The organism is Pseudomonas sp. NFACC56-3, assembly GCF_900100025.1.
Taxonomy (GTDB): Bacteria; Pseudomonadota; Gammaproteobacteria; order Pseudomonadales; family Pseudomonadaceae; genus Aquipseudomonas; species Aquipseudomonas fluorescens_AA.
The window spans coordinates 293,711-316,029 of the sequence record NZ_FMTK01000005.1; the positions used below are offsets into that span (position 1 = coordinate 293,711).

Consider the following 22,319-nt stretch of genomic DNA (forward strand, 5'->3'; position numbering starts at 1 on the left):
TAGAGGTGTCAAAACATGTCAGAAAAACCACGCCGATTACTTCGCCCCACCATGGCCGATGTCGCTCGGGAAGCCGGGGTCAGCCTGTCCACCGTCGACCGGGTGCTGAACCTGCGTGCCGATGTGCGTGCCGACACGGCCCAACGCATCGCTGCAGCTGCCGCGCGGTTGGGGTTCCATGCCAAGGGCGTTATCGAACAACGGGTACTCAACGACCGTCCGACCTTGCGGCTTGGCTTCCTGCTGCAGAAAAGCGGCGTGCCTTTTTACCAAGGGCTCGCCCACGCCTTGTCGAACGCTGCCGCGACCTGCAGGCGAGCACGGATTCGCGTGGTGATGGGTTATTTGGATGACCTCGACCCGGTGATCGTGGCGCAACGCATCCTGGCCCTGCGCGATCAAGTGGACGGCCTGGGCGTGGTGGCGGTGGACCATCCCCGGGTCCGGGAGGCGGTTGCACAATTGCGCGAGACGGGTGTCTCGGTGGTGGCGCTGCTGTCGGAGCTGTCCAGCGTCAGCGGCACGGGGTATGTCGGGTTGGACAATCGCCTCACGGGCCGCACGGCAGGTTGGTTCATCAGCCGCCTGGCGAGTCGACCCGGAGCGGCGGCCGTCATGCTCAGCAGTCAGCGTTTCCAGTGCCAGGAGTTGTGCGAGCTGAGTTTTCGCAGTTATCTGGCCGAGCACTCCAGCGAATGGGAGCTGCTCGCGTCGCGCCTGACGTTGGAGGACGATGAGTTCGCGTATGGCAATACGCTGGACTTGCTCACGGCCGAGCCCGAGCTGGCGGGGCTGTATGTGGCCGGCGGCGGCATCGCCGGCGTGTTGCGTGCCTTGCGCAGCTTCCATGAACAGCAGCTTCGCCTGCCCGTGGTGGTGTGCCACGACCTGACGCCGCTGACACGCGAGGCGTTGAAGACGGGGCTGGTCCAGGCGGTGCTGTCCCATCCCGTCGTGACCATGGCCGAACAGGCGGTCGAAGCACTGGTCGAGGCCGCGACAACCACACCGCCAGGACCGGTGCCGAGGCGGGTGGTGCCGCTTCAGATCGATGTGCCGGAAAGCACCTGAATGTTTGATGCCTTCTCAGCCACCGCTATCGCGAGCAAGCTCGCTCCCACAGGGGATTGATGGTGGCTGTAGATATTGCGGTCTACCAGAAACATTGTGGGAGCGAGCTTGCTCGCGATGGTGCCGGTTCAGTCGGTAAGAAGGGTGACTGGTACACCGCTTTCGCGAGCAGGTTTGCTCCCTCCGCTCTTGGGTATCAAGCCTCTTGGCCTGCTTGAGCCTCTGTCAGGGTCGGATAGTCCGTATAGCCCCGCTCGTCGCCTTGGTAGAAGGTCGACGGGTCAGGGGCGTTCAGCGCCTGGCCCCGTTTGAAACGCTCCACCAGATCCGGGTTCGCCAGAAACGGCGTGCCGAACGCCACCAGGTCCGCTTCACCATTGCTGATGGCGGTGCCGGCGCGTTCGGCGCTGTAGCCGCCATTGGCGATGTACGGCCCGCCAAAGCGGCGCTTGAGTTCCTGGAAGTCGAACGGGCCTTCACCCAGTTCCACGATGTGCAGGTACGCCAGACCATAGCGGCTGAGCATCCTGGCCGTGTAGTCGAAGGTCGCCTGCGGGTTGCTGTCGCTCATCGAGAAGTAACTGAAGATCGGCGACAGGCGCACGCCGACCCGGCTGGCCCCGAAGACTTCGATCACCGACTCGACCACCTCCTTGAGGAAACGGGCACGATTCTCGACCGAGCTGCCGTAGGCATCGGTGCGTTGGTTGGTGCCGTCACGCAGGAATTGGTCGATCAGGTAGCCATTGGCGCCATGGATCTCCACGCCGTCGAAGCCGGCCAGCTTCGCGTTGACAGCGGCCTGGCGAAAATTAGCCACCACGCCGGGGATTTCATCGAGCTCCAGCGCCCGCGGCAGTTCATAAGGCTTGAGGCCTTCGGGGGTATAGATCTCGCCATCGGCCTTGATCGCCGAGGGCGCTACCGGTTGGGCACCGTTGACTTGCACCAAAGGATGGGACAGACGGCCCACGTGCCACAGCTGCAGGAACATCTGTCCGCCTTCGGCGTGAACCGCGTCGGTCACGTGTTTCCAGCCGGCGATTTGTTCGGGAGTAAAAATCCCCGGCGTTCTCAGGTAACCCTTGCCCTGGGCCGACACTTGGGAACCTTCGCTGACGATCAGGCCGGCGCTGGCGCGTTGGCTGTAGTACTCGGCCATGAGGGGCGTGGCGGCGTCACCGGCACCTGCACGGCTGCGGGTCATGGGGGCCATGATCATGCGGTTTTTCAGGGACAGCTTGCCGACCTGGGCGCGGGACAGCAGAAGATCGAGACCGACGTTGCTCATGATTCACCTCAAAAGAGAACAGATAGAATTGAGTCGAGGGGCAGCTAGGCCAGCCGACCCTCTTGTTGCAAAACGGTGCCGATGCGCTGGATTTCCTTTTCACCTTTTTCCAGGGCTGCCTCGCTGGTGTGCACGGAGTAATAACCCATCACCAGGTCGTGGGGATGCTTGACCGCCGAGCCGAGCACGAAGGAGGTCGCGCCCCGGGCAACGATGTCGATGGCTGCGCCGGATTCTTCGAACACCACCATTTCCCCGGCATTGACGCGGCCGCCGGCGTCGAGGCTGCCGTCGTTGACCGCCAGCCAAGCAACGGTGTGCCCAGCCGGTGGCGTATAGCGCCAGCGTTCCTGGTCTTTCAATTGCACAGCCAAGTAGTTCATGCCCGCCGGGGCTGCAACGCTGCTGCGAGCCGCGCCATGTTGGCCGAGCAACACCCGCGCCGGACCTTCCTGGGGGATATCGGCGGGTGCCAGGTAGACGCTGTGGGCTGGAGCGTTTTCTTCAGCGGCCGGCAGCGCGATCCAAAGCTGGAAGCCATGGATCGATGAGCTACCGACCGGCCGGGCGTCGTGCCATACGCCGTTACCGGCTTGCATCCACTCCATGCCACCGCTGGGCAGTACACCCGATTGCCCGGTGGTGTCTTCGTAGGCCACCTGACCTTCGATCATGTAGGTCAGCGTCGCGATTCCGGAATGCGGGTGCATGCCGAAACCTCTGTGCATGGCGTCGGTCTGGAAGGCGAAGAGGTCGAGAAACACAAAGGGCTTGCAGAGCTGGCCCAGGTCGCCCGGACTCATGAGGCGGGTGATCGGCCCGTGGCGGTTGCCCCGGGTGCGGTGGACGATGGTGCGCGGTGGTGCTGCGACGATGCTGTTCATGGTTGACCTCGGATGCTTGAGCGTTGGTGGTCTCGATGGGAGAAGGATAAGTGCCTGGCAATAGATTGATTAGTCGATACAATCGGATTGAACTCATCCAAATAACGAAGGAATAGCGCCCCGATGCTCGATCTGAACGACGTCGCACTGTTTGTCCAGGTGGTGCGCAGCGGCAGCTTTGCCGAAGCGGCGAGGCGCTTGGGCATGCCGTCCAATACCGTGAGCCGGCGCGTCCAGCAATTGGAGGCGCAATTAGGGACGCGACTGCTGCAACGCTCCACCCGCAAACTCACGCTGACTCAGGTGGGGCAGGGGTTCTATGAGCGCTGCGTCGGCGCCGTGGACGGGCTGACCGAGGCGGGGCAGGGACTGATGAAGGGCAGCGATGAACCCAGTGGCCTGGTGCGTATCGCGGCGATGGCGGATTTCTTCGATTTTTTCCCGATGCAATGGGTGGCGGACTTTCTCGCCGCGCACCCCCGGGTTCAGCTTGATTTCGTACTCAGCGATGCCCGTGTCGATCTGATTGCCGACCGCATCGACGTGGCCTTTCGCGGCGGTCCGCTACAGGACTCCGGCTATGTCGGGCGCCAACTCATCAAGAACGACGGTGACGGCATGGTTGCCAGTCCTGCATACATTGCCAAGCGCGGTGCGCCGATTTCGCTGCAGGACCTGGCTCACCACGACAGCGTGAGCTTCGCCCATCCCAGCGGCTTGAGTCACTGGCGGCTCATTGGCCCGGACGGCGCCGAGCAGGAGGTGCAGGTTCCCAGCCGCTTCAACGCCAACACCGCTCAAGCGCAGCGCAAGGCTGCCGTGGCGGGCCTGGGCATCGCCGTGCTGCCCTCGGCGCTGAGCCGCGTGGACCTGGAAGCCGGAAGGCTGGTACGGGTGCTGCCACAGTACCAGCGCATCGGCTTTGGTTTGAATGTGCTTTATCCGAGCCGGCGCCAATTGCCGCTAGCGGTTTCGGCGTTCATTGAGTTGGTGATGGAAAAGCTGGAGCTCAAGGCGTTTCCGGCGCGGTTGGAGTAGGCCGGTCAGTAACATCCATTCCTTTCAGATCTTGACCCCTCTTGAAACGCCTGATCCCTCGTCGGGCGTTCATCCAGTTTTTTCCTTCCCAGCAACGATAAAAACCCTCGTTTCGCAAATTCCCGCCTGCCAACACAATCGCCTCGACACCTCATCTCGATAACCGCAACCGCGGAACAACAAGAACACCGAACCCGAGGCGGCGCCATGCCGGCCTGAATCGAACCTATTGTCGGAAGTGCACAGACATGCCTGTTGAAACTCTACACATCGATACGCTCGTCATAGGCGCCGGCCAGGCCGGCGTGGCCATGAGTGAGCACCTGAGCCGGCAAGGCGTGCCTCACCTGGTGGTCGAGCGCGATCGGATTGCCGAGGCCTGGCGCACGGCGCGGTGGGATTCGCTGGTGGCCAATGGACCGGCCTGGCACGACCGCTTTCCGGGGTTGGAATTCGAAGGGCTCGACCCGGATGCCTTCGCGACGAAGGACCAGGTGGCCGATTACTTCGAAGCCTATGCCCGCCAATTCAACGCACCGATCCGTACGGGCGTGGAGGTCCGGGGCGTCGAGCGCAATATCGGCCGTCCGGGCTTCACCGTTGAAACCTCTGAAGGCCTGATCGAAGCGATCCACGTGGTCGTCGCCACCGGGCCCTTCCAGCGGTCGGTGATTCCACCGATTGCGCCGGACATGGCGACAGTCACCCAGCTTCACTCGGCTCAGTATCGCAACCCCGGGCAATTGCCCGAGGGGGCTGTGTTGGTGGTGGGCGCCGGGTCGTCAGGGGTACAGATCGCCGATGAACTGCAGCGCGCCGGCAAGCAGGTCTATCTTTCGGTAGGGGCTCATGATCGTCCGCCCCGGGCTTATCGCAACCGCGATTTCTGCTGGTGGCTGGGCGTGCTCGGCGAATGGGATGCGGAGGCCGTCAAGCCTGGCAAGGAGCACGTCACCATCGCGGTAAGCGGTGCCCGTGGAGGGCATACCGTGGATTTCCGTCGGCTGGCCCACGAAGGCATCACCTTGGTGGGCCTGACGAAAGCGTTCAAGGGCAGCGTGGTGACCTTCGAAGACAACCTGGCCGAGAACATCGCCCGCGGCGACGAAAACTACCTGGCGCTGCTGGATGCCGCCGACGCCTACATCGCCCGCAACGGCCTGGACCTGCCCCTCGAACCTGAAGCTCGTCACCGGCTGCCTGATCCGCAATGCCTGACCCGGCCGATCCTGGAACTGGACCTGGTCGCCGCCGGCGTGACCAGTGTCATCTGGGCCACCGGCTACTCGGTGGATTACAGCTGGCTGAAGGTCGACGCCCTCGGCGCCAATGGCAAGCCTCGGCATCAGCGTGGCGTTTCCAGTGAACCGGGCCTGTATTTCGTCGGCTTGCCCTGGCTGTCGCGACGGGGCTCGGCGTTCATCTGGGGCGTCTGGCATGACGCCCGGCATATTGCCGACCACATCGTGAAGCAGCGCATTTATCTCGCCTATCAAGATGCTGACCAGCGCCAGACCCAGGCCCTCGACAGCGATTCACACCGTTCGAAAACCAGTCTCACGGGAGTTCGTTGATGCCTACTCACACGCGTATTCGCATGTTCAATACCAAGGACACCTACCCGAACCAGACGCTGGACAATGACCTGTGCCAGGCCGTGCGCGCCGGCAACACCGTCTATGTGCGCGGCCAGGTCGGCACCGACTTCAGCGGTCAACTGGTGGGGCTGGGCGATCCTCGTGCCCAGGCCGAGCAGGCCATGCGCAACGTCAAGCAATTGCTGGAAGAGGCCGGCAGTGACCTGAGCCACATCGTCAAGACCACGACGTACCTGATCGACCCGCGCTACCGCGAGCCGGTGTACCAAGAGGTCGGCAAGTGGCTCAAGGGCGTGTTTCCGATTTCCACCGGTCTGGTGGTCAGTGCCCTGGGCCAGCCGCAGTGGCTGATGGAAATCGACGTGATCGCGGTGATCCCTGAATAAGGAACGGAACATGACCTTTTCCATCGTTGGACGCTGTGTCGAAACCGGCCAGTTGGGCATCGCCATCAGTTCCTCGAGCATTGCCGTCGGTGCCCGTTGCCCCTGGTTGCGGGCGGGCGTCGGCGCGGTGTCGAGCCAGAACATTACTCTGCCGGCCCTGGGCCCGCAGGTTCTCGATGAACTGGCGGGCGGCCTGGCGGCGCAAGCGGCGCTGGAGCGGACCCTGGCGCGTAACGGCTACAGCCAATACCGGCAAGTGGCGGTGATCGATGCCGAGGGCCGCACGGCGATTTTCAGCGGCGAGCATACCCTGGGCACCCACAACGCCGTGACCGGTGAGCAATGCGTGGCGGCCGGCAATCTGTTGGCCAACGCTGGGGTGATCGAGGCCATGGTCACGGCCTTCGAGCAGGGCGGTGGTTGTCTTGCCTCACGCTTGATGAGCGCGTTGCAGGCCGGGCAGGCGGCGGGCGGGGAGGCCGGGGCGGTGCATTCGGCGGCGCTGTCGGTGGTCGATGATCTGACCTGGCCCATCGTCGATCTGCGGGTGGATTGGGCCGAGGAAAATCCCATCGGCGAGCTGGAAAAACTCTGGCTCGCCTATCAACCGCAATTGCAGGATTACCTGACCCGTGCGCTCAACCCGACCCTGGCGCCGAGTTATGGAGTGCCGGGCGATGAGTGAGCCGCGCAGTCGCGCGCTGCTTGCCGAGCTGGTGAGCTTTGCCACGGTCAGCCGCGATTCGAACCTGGCCTTGATCGAGTTCGTGCGCGACTACTTGCAAGGGCTGGGCGTGAACAGCGAGCTGATCTACAACGCCGAGCGAACCAAGGCCAACCTGCTGGCGAGCATCGGCCCGGCGGTGCCAGGTGGTGTGGTGTTGTCCGGGCACACCGACGTGGTGCCGGTGGACGGGCAGGCCTGGACGGTCGATCCGTTCTGCCTGACCGAGATGGACGGCAAATGGTTCGGGCGCGGCACGGCGGACATGAAGGGTTACCTGGCCTCGGTGCTCGCGGCAGTGCCGGTGTTCTTGTCCAGCCCGCTTCGGCGACCGGTGCACCTGGCGTTTTCCTATGACGAAGAGGTGGGTTGCCTGGGCGTTCACAGCTTGCTGGAGGTGCTGGTCCGGCGAATTGCGCAACCGGCCCTGTGCCTGATTGGCGAACCCACCCAACTCCGACCGGTGCTGGGGCACAAAGGCAAGCTGGCGATGCGTTGTCATGTCCGAGGGGCGGCTTGTCATTCGGCCTATGCCCCTTACGGGGTCAACGCCATCGAACAGGCGGCGCGTCTGATCGGGCGGTTGGGCGAGATCGGCGCGCAACTGGCCGAACCCTCGCGGCACGATCCGCGCTTCGACCCGGCGTTTTCCACAGTGCAGGTCGGGGTGGTCCACGGCGGCACGGCGCTGAACATCGTTCCGGCGGACTGTCGTTTCGATTTCGAGGTGCGCGCCTTGCCGGATTTCGATCCCCTCGTGGTGGCCGAGCAATTGCAAGGTTATGCCGAGCAGACCCTGCTGCCGGCCATGCAGGCGGTGGCGGGGGATACGGCGATCCGCTTCGAACCGTTGTCGGCCTACCCGGGCCTGGCCACTTCGCCTGACAGCGCGGCCGCCCGACTGGTTGCGCAACTGTGCGGCAGCGACGCGTTCGGCACCGTCGCTTTTGGCACCGAAGGCGGCCTGTTCCATCAGGCCGGGGTGCCGACGGTGGTCTGTGGCCCCGGCAGCATGGACCAGGGGCACAAGCCCGACGAATACGTGAGCGTTGAACAAATGGCCGCCTGCGACCGCTTGATGGATCGGCTGGCGAGCTATCTCTGTGAACCCAATGATTGCTGACCGCAAGGTGCCTGAGGAGGACGATTTCAATGGAGGGAGATTCCTCGCGGTCAGCCAGGCGACACCCATGAACAGGCCGACAAGAGCCTTTGCTGTAGACCTTGCCGCCCGTATTTACGGTCACTTTTGAGTCCCGTCACCGGCTCGTGCGGGCGAGCCGGTATTTTCGAGGAACCGCTTCATGTCCAGATCCTTGCGTTGCAATACTGCGTGTGCCCTGGCGTTGCTGAGTACCAGTGTCCTGGCCGCGCCACAGAGCCTGACCGTGATTTCCTTCGGTGGCGCCACCAAGCAGGCCCAGGACAAGGCCTACTTCCAACCTTTCAACGCCAGCGGCGCGGGAAACATCGTGGCTGGCGAATACAACGGTGAATTGTCGAAGATCAAGGCCATGGTCGCCGCCGGCCACACCAGCTGGGACGTGGTCGAAGTGGAGAGCCCCGAGCTGTTGCGTGGTTGTGAGGAGGGGCTGTTCGAGAAACTCGACCTGGCAGGCCTTGGCGACCCGGCGAACTATGTGCCGGGAGCGCTCAATGAATGTGGGGTCGCGACCTACGTCTGGTCGATGGTCCTGGCCTATGACCAGAGCAAGCTCGCCAAGGCGCCCAAGTCCTGGGCGGATTTCTGGAACGTTGCCGAGTACCCGGGCAAACGCGGCCTGCGCAAGGGCGCCAAGTACACCTTGGAAATCGCCTTGCTGGCCGACGGGGTCAAGGCGCAGGACTTGTACAAGGTGCTGAACACCCCGGAAGGCGTGTCCCGGGCATTCGCCAAGCTCGACCAGATCAAGCCGAACATCCAATGGTGGGAAGCCGGCGCGCAACCGGCGCAGTGGTTGGTGGCGGGGGACGTGGCGATGAGTGCGGCCTACAACGGACGCATCGCGTCGGCGCAGAAAGAAGGCATGAAGTTGAGCATCGTCTGGCCGCAGAGCTTCTACGACCCGGAGTACTGGGCCGTGGTCAAGGGCACGCCGAACAAGGCCCTGGCCGAGCAGTTCATTGCCTTTGCCAGCCAGCCGCAGACCCAGAAGGTGTTTTCGGAAAACATCCCTTATGGGCCGGTGCACCGCAAGGCACTGGCGCTGTTGCCGACGGCGGTACAGGAACAGTTGCCCACCGCCGAGGCCAACCTGGCTGAAGCCCAAGCCGTGGACGCGGAGTTCTGGGTCGACCATGGCGAGGAACTGGAACAACGCTTCAACGCCTGGGCCGCTCGCTAGACATATCCCTTGTGGCGAGGGAGCTTGCTCCCGCTGGGCTGCGCAGCAGCCCCGACACCAGGCGCCTCGGTGTATCAGCCTGACCGCGTTCGGCTTGCATGGGGTCGCTGCGCAACCCAGCGGGAGCAAGCTCCCTCGCCACGGGGTTGGTGTTTTACTTACAGGCCGGGGCGGGCAGTTGTGCCTGGCCTGCCGTGGCTCAAGGCAGCCATTGCCTGAACTGTTCCTTGCAGTAGTCCACAAACAACTGGGCCGGTTTGGTGAGGTGCGCGCGCTTGAGCCAGCCTGCCACCAGTGCCGAACCGGTCACGTCCTCGGCGATGTCGACGCACACCAGGTGTTGCCCATCGTAGGTGCAGGCGGACTGCGGCCGGGTCACCAGTACGGCAAAACCAAAGGACTGGCCGACCATGCCCCGCACCATCTCGATGGAGGGCGAGCTGAAGACGATGTTGGGTGTCAGGCCCAGCTCCTCGAAGATGCTCACGAAATAGGTACGGCTGGGCTGCACGTCCAGCAGGATCATCGGTTCGAGGGCCAGGTCGCGCAGCGATACCTGGGCCTGGTCGGCGAAGCGATGCCCCACCGGCAACAACGCGTAGGGGCGTTGCGGCGCCGTCAGTGCTTCGGTCTCGATGGTACTGTCGAGGTCGTGTTCATAGAAAATCGCCAGGTCGAAACGCCCCCCCGTGAGGCCCTGCACCAGCTCCTGTTGCTCGCCATCCTGCACGCGGATTTCCACCCCCGGGAAGCGCTGGCGAAAACCCGCGATCAGCCGTGGCAGGTAGAGCGGGGCGACGGTTTCGAAGCAGCCGATGTCGATCTGCCCGCTGACCACATCGTTATCGGCCAGCGCGTTCTGCTCGAACTCCCGGGCCATGCGCAACAGCTCTTGGGCCTTGCGATAGAAGCGCGCGCCGCCGGGCGTCAGCGATACGCCCTGGGCGTGATGACGAATGAGCAATTGCACACCGAAACTGTCTTCCAAGCCCTTGATGGCGGAGGCGATCGACGGCTGGGCGATGTACAGCTTGCGAGAGGCTTCGGCGACGCTGCCACATTCGACGGTGGTGACGAAGTACTTCAGCTGACGCAAGGAATAGGACGCCACGGCACACCTCGATCCGGATGATTTCTGCCTACCTTACCTTGTGCACGGAGGGCGGTGGGCGGGCATTGATACGGATTTTGCTGGGCAGTGACGATATTCAGGCTGGCTTGGGGACGAGCGCCGGAAAAAACGCCTGCCCAAGGATCGTTGGCAGGCGTCTGGGAAAGGCCGGCGAAAAAGGAGGGATTGGTGGGGGCGGAAACGGGTTTCAGGCTACCGGGATCAACGGGTCGGCGGCGGCCAGGGCGGTTGCGCGATCAGCCGCGGGCGGGTAGATCCACACCGTGTTGATCTGGGTCTTGAGCTCCTTGGCTTCCTGCCCGACCAACTTGAGCTGGCGATCCCAGCCTTCGGTGTACACCGCGCCCCAGGCACCCAGGTCCAGGCAGGTCACATACTTGGGTTGGCTGTAGGCCATCGGCGCGACGCCCAGCAAGTCGGCCGCGACGTTGTTGCCGGCATAGCGGCCCAGGGCGATGGCGTGCTGGCAGGACATCACCGCATAGTTGCCCAGCGTGTCGGTGGCGGCGTAGGCCACGTCACCGCTGGCGAATATGTCGTTCTGGCCCAGGACTTTCAGGTTGGCATCGACGTGCAGGCGACCCTGGCGATCGCGGGTAGCGGGTACCTGCTGGGTCAAGGGACTGGCGCGGAACCCCACGGTCCAGATCACGGTATGGGACTCGATACGCTGGCCGCTCGACAGGGTGACACCCGTGGCGTCCACCGATTCGACCGAGGCGTTGAGGATCCACTCGATACCCAGGTGCTCGGACGCTTCGACAATGGATGGACGTATGCCGTCGCCCAACGCTGCGCCAATCTGCGGCCCGCGATCCACCACGATGACCCGGATGTCCGCGTCCTCGCCGAGGACCGCGCGCAGGCGTGCGGGCATTTCGGTGGCGGTTTCGATCCCGGTAAAGCCGCCACCGGCCACCACCACGGTGTTGCGGGCCGGGCTGTCCGGCAGATTTTTCAGCGACTTGATATGGGCTTCGAGACGGGTGGCCTGTTCGATTTCATCAACGTCGAAGGCATGCTCGATCATGCCTTCAAGGTCGGGGCGAACCAACCGGCTGCCCGCCGCGAGCACCAGTCGGTCATAGCTCAGGGTGCCCTGGGTACCGAACACATCGACGTAACCAACCCGCTTGTTCTCGACATCAATGCTGCTCGCAGAACCCTGGACGAATTTCACGCCCACCGCGTCGAACAGCTCACCCAGCGGCGCCGCCATGGTGTGGACGTCCGGCTCGTAGAAACGGGGACGAATGCGCAGCTCGGCTTGGGGGGCCAGGACGCTGATCTCCACGTCATGACGGTCGTGTTGGTCCAGCAGCCGGGCCGCGCTCAATGCGCTCCAGACCCCACCGAAGCCTGCGCCGACAACCAGAATACGTTGTTTCATGATGAGCTCCCGAAGACAAAAATCGATACGTTGAATGGTTCAACTGTTTCAGCGTGACCGTGTCGCGAAGTACCCCAAAAGCGCCTGGCAGCAATGAGTTGCCATCGAGCACATTCAGTTTCGGTTCGCTGTAGGGAAGCTTATTGGCAGGACCTGTGTTTAACACTTCTACATAAGGTCATCGGGCCTATGCCTGGGTAGGGGGGATCTATACGAAGGTATGAGGGCGCGACGCAGTCAAGCAGACCGGACAAGTACCGATTCGATGCAGGCGATCAATTCGGCGCAGTCGAAGGGTTTCGGGAAAAACGCCACCGGCTCAGGCGTACCGGCGCTGACACGAGGGGGCACGCCAGGGTATCCGGTGATGAAGATTATCGGGGGATGAATGCCCAGGGTCGACAATCGATCGTACATCTGAATGCCCGTCATACCAGGCATTTGAATATCCGATATCAGGCACGCTGTGTTTTCAAGTTCGCAGGAAGACAAAAAATCCAAGGCGCTGGCGTATGTTTCAACCCGATATCCGTGGGAACGTAACAAACCATCCAATGCAATTCGAACTGACTCATCGTCATCAATGATTGAAATGATTGCAGTGCTGGACATGTCGATACCTGGAAGTGATATCAGGTAGCCATAAGGCCCCCTGTGTCACTGCAAGATACGCCGTCCGGTGGCCCCGCCAAGTATACGTGTGTATGAACTTTCTACCGCTCGCCGCGCAGTTCAAGCACCTGGGCCATGCGCACCAGATCGGCAAACGAGCGTGCGCACATCTTGCGCATGGCCTGGCCACGGTGGATCTTGACCGTGATCTCACTCAAACCCAGCTCCCCGGCGATCTGTTTGTTCATCAGGCCTGACACCGCCAGTGCCATGACCTGTTGCTCCCGGGGCGTCAAGGTGGCGTAGCGGTCAAGCACTTGCCGGTGGCTGCGTTCGGCGTCGCGCCGCTGGCGGTCCTGGTGATGGGCGGCGGTCACAGCGTCGATCAGGTCTTGTTCGCGCAACGGTTTGGCGAGGAAATCCACGGCACCGGCCTTCATCGCCCGCACGGTCATGGCGATGTCACCGTGACCGGTCATGAACACAATCGGCAGTCGAACGTTGGCCGCGGCGAGCTCCCGCTGGCAATCCAGGCCGCTGGTGCCTTGCAGGCGCACATCCAGGACCAGGCAACTGGGCTGGTCGGGCCTGGGATGGTTCATGAACTGCGCGACCGAACCGAACAGATGGACCTGCAAGCCGATGGAGCGCAGCAGGCTGCCGAGGGATTGGCACAGCGGTGCGTCGTCATCAACGATATAGACGATGGGGGCGTTGTCGACGATCGGGCTTGCGGACTGCATGGAGGTCATTGCCCACCCCCCGACAGAGCGGTGCCAGTGAGCCGCGGCAGTGCGAACCTGAACGAGGTGCCCTGGCCGGCCTCGCTGGTCGCCCAGATCCTGCCGTCATGGAAGTCGATGATGGACCGGCAGATGGACAGGCCCATGCCCAGGCCGTTTTCCTTGGTGGTGAAAAACGCATTGAACAAGCACGGCAAGACCTCGGGGGCAATGCCGGGTCCGTGGTCAGTCACCTCCAGCAGCACTTCGTCACTCTCCGTCCAGGTGCGTATATGCAGGGTTCGTGTGTGTACCTTGACCCCGTCCATGGCGTGACAGGCATTGATGATCAGGTTGATGATCACTTGCTGCAGTTGCACCCGGTCTGCGCTGACCTGGTCGTTTGGCGCTGCCAGATCCACCTTGGCCCGGACTTTATGATGAGCCAGTTGTTGCTGGACCAGGTTCAGGGTCTCGCGGACGATGTCGTCCAGTCGCTCGGGCTGGCGCAACGGGTCGCACTTGCGCGACAGCGCCCTGATACCGTTGATGACCTCGCTGGCGCGACAGCCGTTGGCGACGATTCGGTCGAGGCAATCCAGGGCTTCCCCGAGATCGGGTTCCGGGCGCTTGAGCCAGCGGCGACAGGCCTCGCCGCTGCTGGTGATGGCCGTCAGTGGCTGATTGACCTCGTGGGCAATGGACGCGGCCATTTCCCCCAGTGAGGTCAAGCGAGTGACGTGGGCCAGTTGGCTCTGGGTGCGAAACAACGCTTCTTCGGCCTGCTTGCTGGCCGTCACGTCCATGAGGGCGCCGAGATACTGGAAACGGCCATGTTGGACGAGCAGGGGACTGGCGATCATGTGAATGTGCTTGATGCGCCCATCAGGCATCAGCAGCCGCAGCTTGACCTCGATCTGCGGTTCGCCAGCGGCGGCCTGCTGGAAAACCCCGCGTGCCAACTCCAGGTCTTCAGGATGGGTTCGTTCCAGCAGCATCGACACCGTTGGCGTCTTGCTGGGCGGGTACTCGAAAATCCGTGCCGATTCCTCCGACCAGGACAACGCTTGTCGATCACCGCGAAAGCCCATGCTGCCAGTCTGGCTCAGGCGCTGGGCGCCGGTCAGGTAAGCCTCGTTGTGCCGCAGGTTGTCGGAAGCCTGCTTGCTGCGCAGGGCCAGGAAAGCTATGGCGGACAGCGCGGTCAGGCAGCGGAAGAAGCCGGTGGTCGATTCCCAGCGGTGATAGCCGCCGTTGTACAAGAACATCGCGGTGAGTAAGCCCATGCACATCAGCGCGACGGTGATCACCAGATTGATGGAGAACAGATTGGCCGCCATCAACAGCAAGGTGATGTACAGCAGGGTTGGCGCCAGGTCGGAATGGGTTTCGGAGTTGATGATGACAATGCCGCAGGCCACCACCAGGCCCACCGCCCAGCCGAGAGCGTTGATCAGCGGGTGGGTGCTGATTCCCATCGACGGCCTAGGCCCGCTCTGGCTTGGGCTGTATCGAAGGCTGTCATAGACGTTCTTGAGCATCGCGGAGGGTAGGGGCACGCTGGCAGACCTTTTGTTTTTACGTGGTCTCGCTCTGGATGTCGGGGCGACAGAGCATCGGTTTGTATCTTAGAAGCGCCGCTTTGCCTGAGGTAGGACATAAAACCCTGAAATCCCGCCAAGCTGTGCCAAAGGGAGGGGGCCGCTGCGCGGCCCGGCGGGAGCAAGCTCCCTCGCCACAAAGGCGGTGTTCGCCAAGGCCTGGATATATACCGAGGTATCGACGACGTTGCCCAAAGGGTGAGTCGAGTGTCCCCACGTACAACAGACCTGGCGTGCCTCGGGGGATTACGCTTTCAACACCTCGTCGCCGTAGGCCTTGATGGAGGGCGCAGGCGATGATCTTGTCCACTTCCGACTCAATGGCCTGGCGCCTGGGGCGACGACTATGATGAACAGAAATGACCTGCGTCGTGCTGACATCAATCTGCTGGTGGTCTTCGAAACCATGATGCACGAGCGAAACGTGACCCGCGTCAGCGAAAAGCTGTTTCTCGGCCAGCCAACGATCAGCAGTGCCCTGGCGCGCTTGCGGTTGATGTTCGATGATCCCTTGTTCATCCGTTCGGGGCGGTTGATGGAACCGACCTTCCGGGCGCGGGAAATCTTCTCTAACCTGTCACCGGCCCTGGACGGCATCGCCGCCGCCTTGAGTCGCTGCCAGGCGTTCGAGCCGGCCACCAGCGAGGCGACCTTCCATATCGGCCTTTGCGATGACGTCGAGTACGCCCTGCTGCCGGAGCTGTTGCGTCGCCTGCGGGTCGAGGCACCGGGCACCACCTTGGTGGTGCGCCGGACCGATCAGTGGCAGGTCTCCCAGCTGTTGGTCAGTGGCGAGATTTCCCTGGGCATCAGCCCGACGCTGGAGCTGCCGGCCAATGCCCGGCGCAAGACACTGCGGCCGATTCGACCGATGTTGTTGCGCGCCGATTCGCAGCCCGGCGAGCTGACCCTGGATGAATTCTGCCGTCGGCCCCATGCCGTCGTATCGTCCATGGGCAATGTCATCGATGATTCGGACCGCGCGTTATGCCTGATGGGCCGACAGCGCCGGGTGGTGTTGACCGTGCCCCAGTTCAGCGCCTTGCCCGTGCTGCTGGCCCAGAGCGACATGATTGCCATCGTGCCGGATTACGTTGCCCAGGCGATGGCCGTGGTGACCGGCATGCGGGTGCAAGCGGTCCCGATCTGCTTGCCCCGGCATGAGCTTTCCATGGTCTGGCGCGGCGCTACGCACAATGATCCCGGGGAGCGTTGGTTGCGTTCCCGTTGCAGCGCGCTCCTGGCTGAGCAGGCCGATCCGCAGGAGCAATCCAGGCGAGTAGCCTGACGGACAGTTGCGCAAGGGTTTCGCACTCAGCGAGAAAACCGGCTGCGATATTCCCGGGGGGATATCGAGAGATGGCGCTGAAACGTGTGGCGCATTCGTTCCTCGTCACCGAAACCGCAGGATCGGGCGATCTGGTCGATGTTGCGCTGAGAGTCTTCGAGCATTCGACGCGCCGCTTCAAGGCGGAACATCTCGATGGCTTTGGCCGGGGTTCGGCCGGTCTGGCGTTTATAGACCCGGGCAAAATTGCGCGGGCTCATTCTGGCCTGGCGGGCCAGCCGTTCGACGGTGAGGTCGTTGTCGTCCAGGTGCTCGGAAATCCACACGTGCAGTTCATCGAAGCCGGCGCTCTCTTGCATCTGCAATTGCAACAGTTGGCTGAACTGCGCCTGCCCGCCGGGGCGCTTGAGAAACACCACCAGCTCACGGGCTACCTGCAAGGCCACATCGCGACCACAGTCGGCTTCGACCAATGCCAGGGCCATGTCGATGCCGGCACTGACACCGGCCGAGGTCCACACGTTGCCCTGCTGGATGAAGATCGCATCGAGGTCCACTTCAACCGACGGGAAACCGCTCTTGAGCATCTCGCACATGGCCCAATGGGTGGCGGCCCGGCGTCCGTCCAGCAAGCCGGCCTGGGCCATGAGGAAGGTACCGCTGCACACCGATGCGGTGCGCCTGGCCTGGACCGAGGCCTTGCGCAACCAGTGCACCAGGTCGACACAGTCGATCATTGCCTGCCGAATGTCCGGTGCGCCGGGGACGATCAGCGTGTCGATGAGCGTTCCGTCGAGCTCATGCAGGGCACGGGTATCCACGACCAGGCCTTCGGCGCTTTGCATCAACCCGCCAGCCAGGCTCGCGGTGTGCATGGCGTAGCCGGGCAGGCCGCGCTCGGTCATGGCTTTGGTGGCGGCCCAGAACACGGTCTGGGCCCCGGTCAGGTCCAGCAAACCCATCTGCGGGTAGGCCAGGAATACCAGGGTGCGCGGCTGGGAAACGGACTCGGCGGCGATGCCGATAGCCAGGGTCATCTCGTTCATGTTCGCTTCGCGCTGGTGTTCGTCAGGGAGGCCTGCAAGGTTATCAAGGGAACGTGCTCGTGAGGGCTATTTCATGGACTCGGATGCCGAACATTTAGGTGCTATTGATATGCTATTAAGGTATTTAAAATAATATTCTTATAGCTTTAAAGTCCTGGCCTTCAGTCTTTCCTACTGTGAGGTTCACCAGACCATGGCTTTCAAGAGTCCTGCGCTCACCTTGTTGGTTTCCCTGGCGGCCGCTGCGCTGCTCAATCCCTTGGCCCACGCCGAGGGCAAGATCAGCATCGCCCAGCAATTCGGTATCGGCTACCTGATCCTGGATGTGGTGCGTGACCAGCAGCTCATCGAGAAGCATGGCAAGGCCCAGGGCCTGGATATCAAAGTGGACTGGAACAGCATTTCCGGCGCGACGGCGATGAATGAGGCCTTGCTGACCGGCGCTCTGGATGTGGTGTCGGCAGGTGTTCCACCGATGCTGACGATCTGGGATCGGACCCGCGGCAAGCAGAACGTCAAGGCCATCGCCTCGCTGGGGTCGATGCCCAACTACCTGCTGACCAACAACCCGAACGTGAAGAGCCTGAAGGACTTCACCGACAAGGACCGGATCGCTGTCCCGGCCGCAGGGGTCGGATTCCAGTCGCGCACGTTGCAGATCGAAACCGCCAAGGTGTTCGGCAACGATCACTTCAAGAAATTTGACGACATCTCGGTCAGCCTTCCACACCCGGATGCGACGGCGGCGCTGATCGCCGGCCAGTCGGAGATCAATTCGCACTTCTCCAGCCCACCGTTCCAGTACCAGGCACTGCAAAGCCCCAATGTGCACAAGGTGCTCAGTTCCTATGATGTGCTGGGCGGGCCGGCGACGTTCAACGTGCTCTACACCACGGAAAAATTCCACGACGAAAACCCCAAGACCTACAAGGCGTTCTACGATGCCTTGGTGGAGGCGCAGGGCATCATCAAGGCCGACAAGCCGGCCGCTGCCCAGACTTATATCCGCGTTGAACAGTCCAAGTTGCCGCTGACGCTGGTGGAAAAAATCGTCACCGACCCCGAAATCGACTTCACCGTCGTTCCGCAACGCACCTACATCTATGCCGAAAAACTGCATGAACTGGGCGTGTTGAAAAACAAGGCCGACAGCTGGAAGGACTATTTCTTCGAAGAGGCCCATGCCGACGCCGGCAGCTGAATCCGGGCCGGTTATCCGTTTTCGGCACAATCGCACGACCGGTCCACGGGGCGGAATGGAACTTGCCTGAGCTTTGACCCATAAGCCCTGGAATCATCAAAGGTCGGGTCAATCGGGCACATTTTGCCGGGCGCTTTGGCGAGGAAAACACCTTGCTGGCCCTGGCCGCCCAGCTGGAACGCGCCCAACCCTGGCGCGGCCGAGTCCCAGCGGTCAACGCCTGCCAGCGGTGAAACTGTGGTGGTCGCGGATGCCTTGGACGACTCGGAAAAAACTGTGGGAGCGAGCTTGCTCGCGATGGCGTTGTGTCAGTCGGCATCATGGTTGGCTGATAGTCCGCTATCGCGAGCAAGCTCAGCTCCCACAAGGGATTGCGGGCGGATACTGGATCTCTGGACACCGAAGAACCTATGTGGGAGCGAGCTTGCTCGCGATGGCGTTGTGTCAGTCGGCATCATGGTTGGCTGATAGTCCGCTATCGCGAGCAAGCTCAGCTCCCACAAGGGATTGCGGGCGGATACTGGATCTGTGGACACCGAAGAACCCATGTGGGAGCGAGCTTGCTCGCGAAGGCGTTGTGTCAGTCGGCATCATCATTGCTGACGGTCCGCTATCGCGAGCAAGCTCAGCTCCCACAAGGGATTGCGGGCAGATACTGGATCTGTGGACACCGAAGAACCCATGTGGGAGCGAGCTTGCTCGCGATGGCGTTGTGTCAGTCGGCATCATGGTTGGCTGATAGTCCGCTATCGCGAGCAAGCTCGCTCCCACAAAGGGGATTTTGGCTGGGGAGGGGCTCTGGGGTGTTGCTCCAGAGCCCTTTTTGCTCAGTAGCGGATCATCACCGATTTCAGTTCGGTGTAGTCGTCGATGAATGCACCGCCGAACTCACGGCCCACCCCGGAAGATTTGCTGCCACCAAAAGGCACGGCCGGGTCGAGCAGGGTGTGCATGTTCACCCATACCGTGCCCGCTTCGATGGCGGGGACCATGCGCAGGGCCTTGCCCAGGTCGTTGGTCCACAGGCTGGCGCTCAGGCCGTAGGGCGTGTCGTTCATCAGTTCCAGCAGTTCGTCCTCAGTGTCATAAGGAAAGAACGTGGCGATCGGGCCGAAGGTTTCTTCGTTGAGCAAGGCGTCGTCGCGGCGATTGGCGAGGATGATGGTCGGCTCGACGTAGCACCCCGGCCCATCGATCAGCTTGCCGCCGTGGATGATGGTGTTGTTCTGCGCACGGGCCTTGGCGAAGAATTCCGCGAGTTTGTGCTGATGCTGGCGGTTGGTTACCGGGCCGAATTCGGTGCGCTCGTCCAGGGGCGAGCCGATGGTGAGTTTGCCCAGGCGCTGGGCCAGTTTGTCCATGATCGACTCGATCTGCGAGCGGTGGACGAAGAACCGTTCCGCCGCCGCGCAGATTTGTCCCGAATGCAGAAAACCCGCCTCGATGATGCCGTTGACCGCCACCTCGGAGTCGATGTCGCTCAGGAACCCCGCCGCATTCTTCCCGCCCAATTCCAGGGTCGCCCGGGTCAACCCGGCACCCATGGCCGCCTGGCCCACCGCCAGGCCGGTGGGCACGGAACCGGTGAATGAAACCTTGTTGGTGCCCGGGTGTTCGATCAGACCTTTGCCCACCTGGCCGCCGCCCGTCAACACATTCAGGGCACCAGCCGGCAGGCCGGCCTCCATGGCCAGTTCGGCGATACGCAGAATGGTCAGGGGGGTGAACTCGCTGGGCTTGATGATGACGCTGCAACCGGTCACCAGGGCTGAGGCCAGTTTCCAGATGGCGATCATGGTGGAGAAATTCCACGGCACGATACCGACCACCACCCCAACCGGTTCGCGCAAGGTGAACGCGGTGTAGCGCTCGCCCGCGAAGGAGGGCAACGAGGGGGTGATCGTCTCGCCATTGATCTTGGTCGCCCAGCCGGCGTAGTAGCGCAGGAAATGTGCGGCCTGGTCGACTTCGAAGGCCCGGGAGATGTGGATGATCTTCCCCGACTGGCAGGTTTCGATCTGCGCCAGCTCTTCGCGGTTGCGTTCCAACAGGTCCGCCAACTTGAGCAGCACATGGCCACGCACCGCCGGCGCGGTTTGAGACCACTGCTTGAAGCCGCGACGGGACGACTGCACCGCCGCATCGATGTCGCTGGGGCTGGCGTCGCTGACCTGGGCGATGACGTGGCCGGTGGCGGGGTTGACCACATCCAGCGTCTGGTGGCTCTGGCTTTCGACATAGCCTCCGTCGATGAACAGGGCGTGGCGTCGACCGAGAAAGGCTTCGACCTGAGGCAGCAGGGCAATATCGCTCATGAGGGTTTCCTGATCGCGAACAAGGGAAAGCCCGAGAGTAATCCCGGCACGACCGCCCGGCTTGACTGTGCCTGCCTCGCGGTATGTCTGTGGCTGCCAGCCCGCGGGGAACAAGGTAATCGCTACCCGTAGGAGCTGACGAGCGGAGCGAGGCTGCGATCTTTCCCCCGACGCTTGAGTCTCAAGCGAATCGAGTCTCAAGCGAAAGATCAAAGGATCGCAGTCTGCGGCAGCTCCTGCGGTTGGTTGTCAGAACGGAACCGCCACCACCAACTGACTGTAGACGTTGGTGCCGTTGCCACCGACCTGATTGCCACCGTTGTCCGCATCCTTCTGCGGCTTGTACAAACCCACCAGCGGCGTGACGATCAGGTGTTCGTTCACCGCCCATTCCACGTACAGATCCAGCTCCCGCGCGTCGAGGTTCAGCGCTTGACGGGTGTGCAGGGTCTGGTAGTCGAAGAACAGCGCACCAAGGGTCACGGTTTCCGTCGGTTTGAGCTTGAGGCCGACGTGCTGGATGGCGGTGTTGCTGTTGAACGGGCCGGCATAGTTACCCGCCACTTCACCCTGGAACCAGGTGCCATAGCCGCGGTTCTGGCCGTTGAACATCGAGTCCCAGTCTTTGGAATAGCGGCTGTAGCGATAGGTCAGGTCTGGTGTCCAGGGCAGGTCGGCGAAGGTGTAGCCAGCTTCGGCGTACCAGGCTTTCTCCGGGCCCGCGTCCTTGTCTTGCCAGGCGTACTCGAAGGAGAAGTGGGCATTTTCGATGCCGGCATTGCCAGCGCCGCGCAGGCTGTAGATGTCCATGCCGTCGCGCTGCTTCTGGAAATCGCTGGCGTAGCGGTCATCGACATCGATGCCGTGGATATAGGTCAGCCCCAGGGTGCCAGGCGCGGCGGTGTATTCCAGGGTGCCGGCGGCCATTTCGGTGTTGGCCTGGGCGCGGTTGTCGGACTTGAGCCACATCAGGCTGCCATGCACGCCTTCCTTGCCGCCCAGGCGCAGCACGGCGGTCTTGTCGAAGGCATGCCGGGCCGCCAGGTAATAGGCGCCGCCGCGGTTGAACTCACCATCGGCCACGCCTTTGCCCAGGTTCAGGCCGTCGTCGTTGATGATGAAGCCATCGCCGAGGGTGATCACCTGGCGGCCGTAGGACAGGTCAACGCCGTCCTTGCCCAGTGCCGGGAACAGATCCCCCGAGCGCCAGCCCGCGAAGGCTTCATCGAACTTTGTGGTGCGTTCGGAGCCATCGCTCAGGCCCGCCGCATCGCCGTCGCCCCAGGTCCCGGAACTGACCAGGTTGGCCGTCCCGTAGACACTGCCCAGGCCTCCGAGCGTCTGGTCGATACTCAGGCCATACTTGATGAAGCCTTCGCGCCAGCTCGAACCACCGGCGGTGCCGTCGTAGTTCTTGCGGCTGTTGAACAGCCCGTAGACCGCCAGGAAGTTGCCGGTGACGGTGGTGTCTTCGTCGGCGTAAAGCTCATAAGCGTGAGCCGATGAATCGGCGACCAGCAGGGCGATGCCCAAGCCGATGGCATTGCGCAGCAAAGGTGTACGGCGTGTGTGCTCCATGGTGGATTCCCCTGTGTGATAGGACAGCAGAGCGCGCATTAAAGGGAGCGGCACCTAGGGAAGTCTTTCACCTGCCTGCCATGGAGTTGATCCAGGC

Annotated in this window: 19 protein-coding genes; 9 read left to right on the top strand and 10 right to left on the bottom strand. The window is 62.5% G+C overall.

Features of this window, described 5'->3' with window-relative positions; genetic code table 11:
* The first annotated feature begins 15 nt into the window (after positions 1 to 15).
* Positions 16 to 1,071, top strand: coding sequence for a LacI family DNA-binding transcriptional regulator (locus BLO80_RS10490; protein ID WP_092327896.1), 1,056 nt, complete (start codon positions 16 to 18; stop codon positions 1,069 to 1,071).
* A 196-nt stretch (positions 1,072 to 1,267) separates the two neighbouring features.
* On the opposite strand, the gene BLO80_RS10495 is transcribed toward BLO80_RS10490, so the two are convergent.
* Both BLO80_RS10495 and BLO80_RS10500 read right to left on the bottom strand, forming a co-directional pair.
* Positions 1,268 to 2,362 carry an alkene reductase gene (locus BLO80_RS10495; RefSeq protein ID WP_092327898.1) on the bottom strand — a complete coding sequence of 365 codons (1,095 nt, stop codon included), beginning with the start codon at positions 2,360 to 2,362 and terminating at the stop codon, positions 1,268 to 1,270.
* 44 nt (positions 2,363 to 2,406) lie between these two features.
* The gene (locus BLO80_RS10500; protein WP_092327899.1) at positions 2,407 to 3,246 is read right to left on the bottom strand and encodes a pirin family protein; all 840 of its coding nucleotides are present in this window, start codon (positions 3,244 to 3,246) and stop codon (positions 2,407 to 2,409) included.
* Between the two features lie 123 nt (positions 3,247 to 3,369).
* Between BLO80_RS10500 and BLO80_RS10505 the strand changes: the two genes are divergently transcribed.
* The 6 genes from BLO80_RS10505 to BLO80_RS10530 all read left to right on the top strand — a co-directional run bounded on the left by BLO80_RS10505 (position 3,370) and on the right by BLO80_RS10530 (position 9,337).
* A complete protein-coding gene (locus BLO80_RS10505) occupies positions 3,370 to 4,284 on the top strand; it encodes a LysR family transcriptional regulator (RefSeq protein ID WP_092327901.1) in 915 nt (304 codons plus the stop codon).
* A gap of 248 nt (positions 4,285 to 4,532) precedes the next feature.
* On the top strand, positions 4,533 to 5,858 hold the full coding sequence (locus tag BLO80_RS10510) for a flavin-containing monooxygenase (RefSeq protein WP_092327902.1): 1,326 nt from the start codon (positions 4,533 to 4,535) through the stop codon (positions 5,856 to 5,858).
* Positions 5,858 to 6,268, top strand: coding sequence for a RidA family protein (locus BLO80_RS10515; RefSeq protein ID WP_092327904.1), 411 nt, complete (start codon positions 5,858 to 5,860; stop codon positions 6,266 to 6,268). The genes BLO80_RS10510 and BLO80_RS10515 overlap by 1 nt, the downstream gene beginning before the upstream one ends.
* A gap of 10 nt (positions 6,269 to 6,278) precedes the next feature.
* Complete coding sequence (locus BLO80_RS10520; protein WP_092327906.1) at positions 6,279 to 6,953, top strand: DUF1028 domain-containing protein; 675 nt, start codon at positions 6,279 to 6,281, stop codon at positions 6,951 to 6,953.
* On the top strand, positions 6,946 to 8,115 hold the full coding sequence (gene argE, locus BLO80_RS10525; RefSeq protein WP_092327907.1) for an acetylornithine deacetylase: 1,170 nt from the start codon (positions 6,946 to 6,948) through the stop codon (positions 8,113 to 8,115). The genes BLO80_RS10520 and argE overlap by 8 nt, the downstream gene beginning before the upstream one ends.
* Positions 8,116 to 8,296: 181 nt before the next feature.
* On the top strand, positions 8,297 to 9,337 hold the full coding sequence (locus BLO80_RS10530) for an ABC transporter substrate-binding protein (protein ID WP_092327909.1): 1,041 nt from the start codon (positions 8,297 to 8,299) through the stop codon (positions 9,335 to 9,337).
* A gap of 199 nt (positions 9,338 to 9,536) precedes the next feature.
* On the opposite strand, the gene BLO80_RS10535 is transcribed toward BLO80_RS10530, so the two are convergent.
* The 5 genes from BLO80_RS10535 to BLO80_RS10555 form a co-directional block, all read right to left on the bottom strand.
* Entirely contained in the window at positions 9,537 to 10,448 is a 912-nt protein-coding gene (locus tag BLO80_RS10535) for a LysR family transcriptional regulator (protein ID WP_092327910.1), read from the bottom strand.
* A gap of 208 nt (positions 10,449 to 10,656) precedes the next feature.
* Positions 10,657 to 11,859 carry an NAD(P)/FAD-dependent oxidoreductase gene (locus tag BLO80_RS10540; RefSeq protein WP_092327912.1) on the bottom strand — a complete coding sequence of 401 codons (1,203 nt, stop codon included), beginning with the start codon at positions 11,857 to 11,859 and terminating at the stop codon, positions 10,657 to 10,659.
* A gap of 237 nt (positions 11,860 to 12,096) precedes the next feature.
* Positions 12,097 to 12,471: a response regulator transcription factor gene (locus BLO80_RS10545; protein WP_092327914.1), complete on the bottom strand. Its 375-nt coding sequence runs from the start codon at positions 12,469 to 12,471 to the stop codon at positions 12,097 to 12,099.
* Between the two features lie 101 nt (positions 12,472 to 12,572).
* The gene (locus BLO80_RS10550) at positions 12,573 to 13,214 is read right to left on the bottom strand and encodes a response regulator transcription factor (RefSeq protein ID WP_092327938.1); all 642 of its coding nucleotides are present in this window, start codon (positions 13,212 to 13,214) and stop codon (positions 12,573 to 12,575) included.
* Between the two features lie 5 nt (positions 13,215 to 13,219).
* Positions 13,220 to 14,671 (bottom strand): sensor histidine kinase, encoded by a 1,452-nt coding sequence (locus BLO80_RS10555; RefSeq protein ID WP_092327915.1) that lies wholly within the window; start codon positions 14,669 to 14,671, stop codon positions 13,220 to 13,222.
* A gap of 469 nt (positions 14,672 to 15,140) precedes the next feature.
* On the opposite strand from BLO80_RS10555, the gene BLO80_RS10560 reads away from it, so the two are divergent.
* Positions 15,141 to 16,082: a LysR family transcriptional regulator gene (locus tag BLO80_RS10560; RefSeq protein ID WP_092327917.1), complete on the top strand. Its 942-nt coding sequence runs from the start codon at positions 15,141 to 15,143 to the stop codon at positions 16,080 to 16,082.
* 26 nt (positions 16,083 to 16,108) lie between these two features.
* On the opposite strand, the gene BLO80_RS10565 is transcribed toward BLO80_RS10560, so the two are convergent.
* Positions 16,109 to 17,119, bottom strand: coding sequence for a GlxA family transcriptional regulator (locus BLO80_RS10565; RefSeq protein ID WP_092327940.1), 1,011 nt, complete (start codon positions 17,117 to 17,119; stop codon positions 16,109 to 16,111).
* A gap of 202 nt (positions 17,120 to 17,321) precedes the next feature.
* Between BLO80_RS10565 and BLO80_RS10570 the strand changes: the two genes are divergently transcribed.
* Complete coding sequence (locus BLO80_RS10570) at positions 17,322 to 18,329, top strand: ABC transporter substrate-binding protein (RefSeq protein ID WP_092327918.1); 1,008 nt, start codon at positions 17,322 to 17,324, stop codon at positions 18,327 to 18,329.
* 827 nt (positions 18,330 to 19,156) lie between these two features.
* Here the strand turns inward: BLO80_RS10570 and BLO80_RS10575 are convergent.
* The gene (locus tag BLO80_RS10575; protein WP_092333865.1) at positions 19,157 to 20,644 is read right to left on the bottom strand and encodes an aldehyde dehydrogenase family protein; all 1,488 of its coding nucleotides are present in this window, start codon (positions 20,642 to 20,644) and stop codon (positions 19,157 to 19,159) included.
* A gap of 249 nt (positions 20,645 to 20,893) precedes the next feature.
* Positions 20,894 to 22,222, bottom strand: a complete 1,329-nt coding sequence (locus BLO80_RS10580) for an alginate export family protein (protein WP_092333867.1) — start codon at positions 22,220 to 22,222, stop codon at positions 20,894 to 20,896.
* Between the last annotated feature and the right edge of the window lie 97 nt (positions 22,223 to 22,319).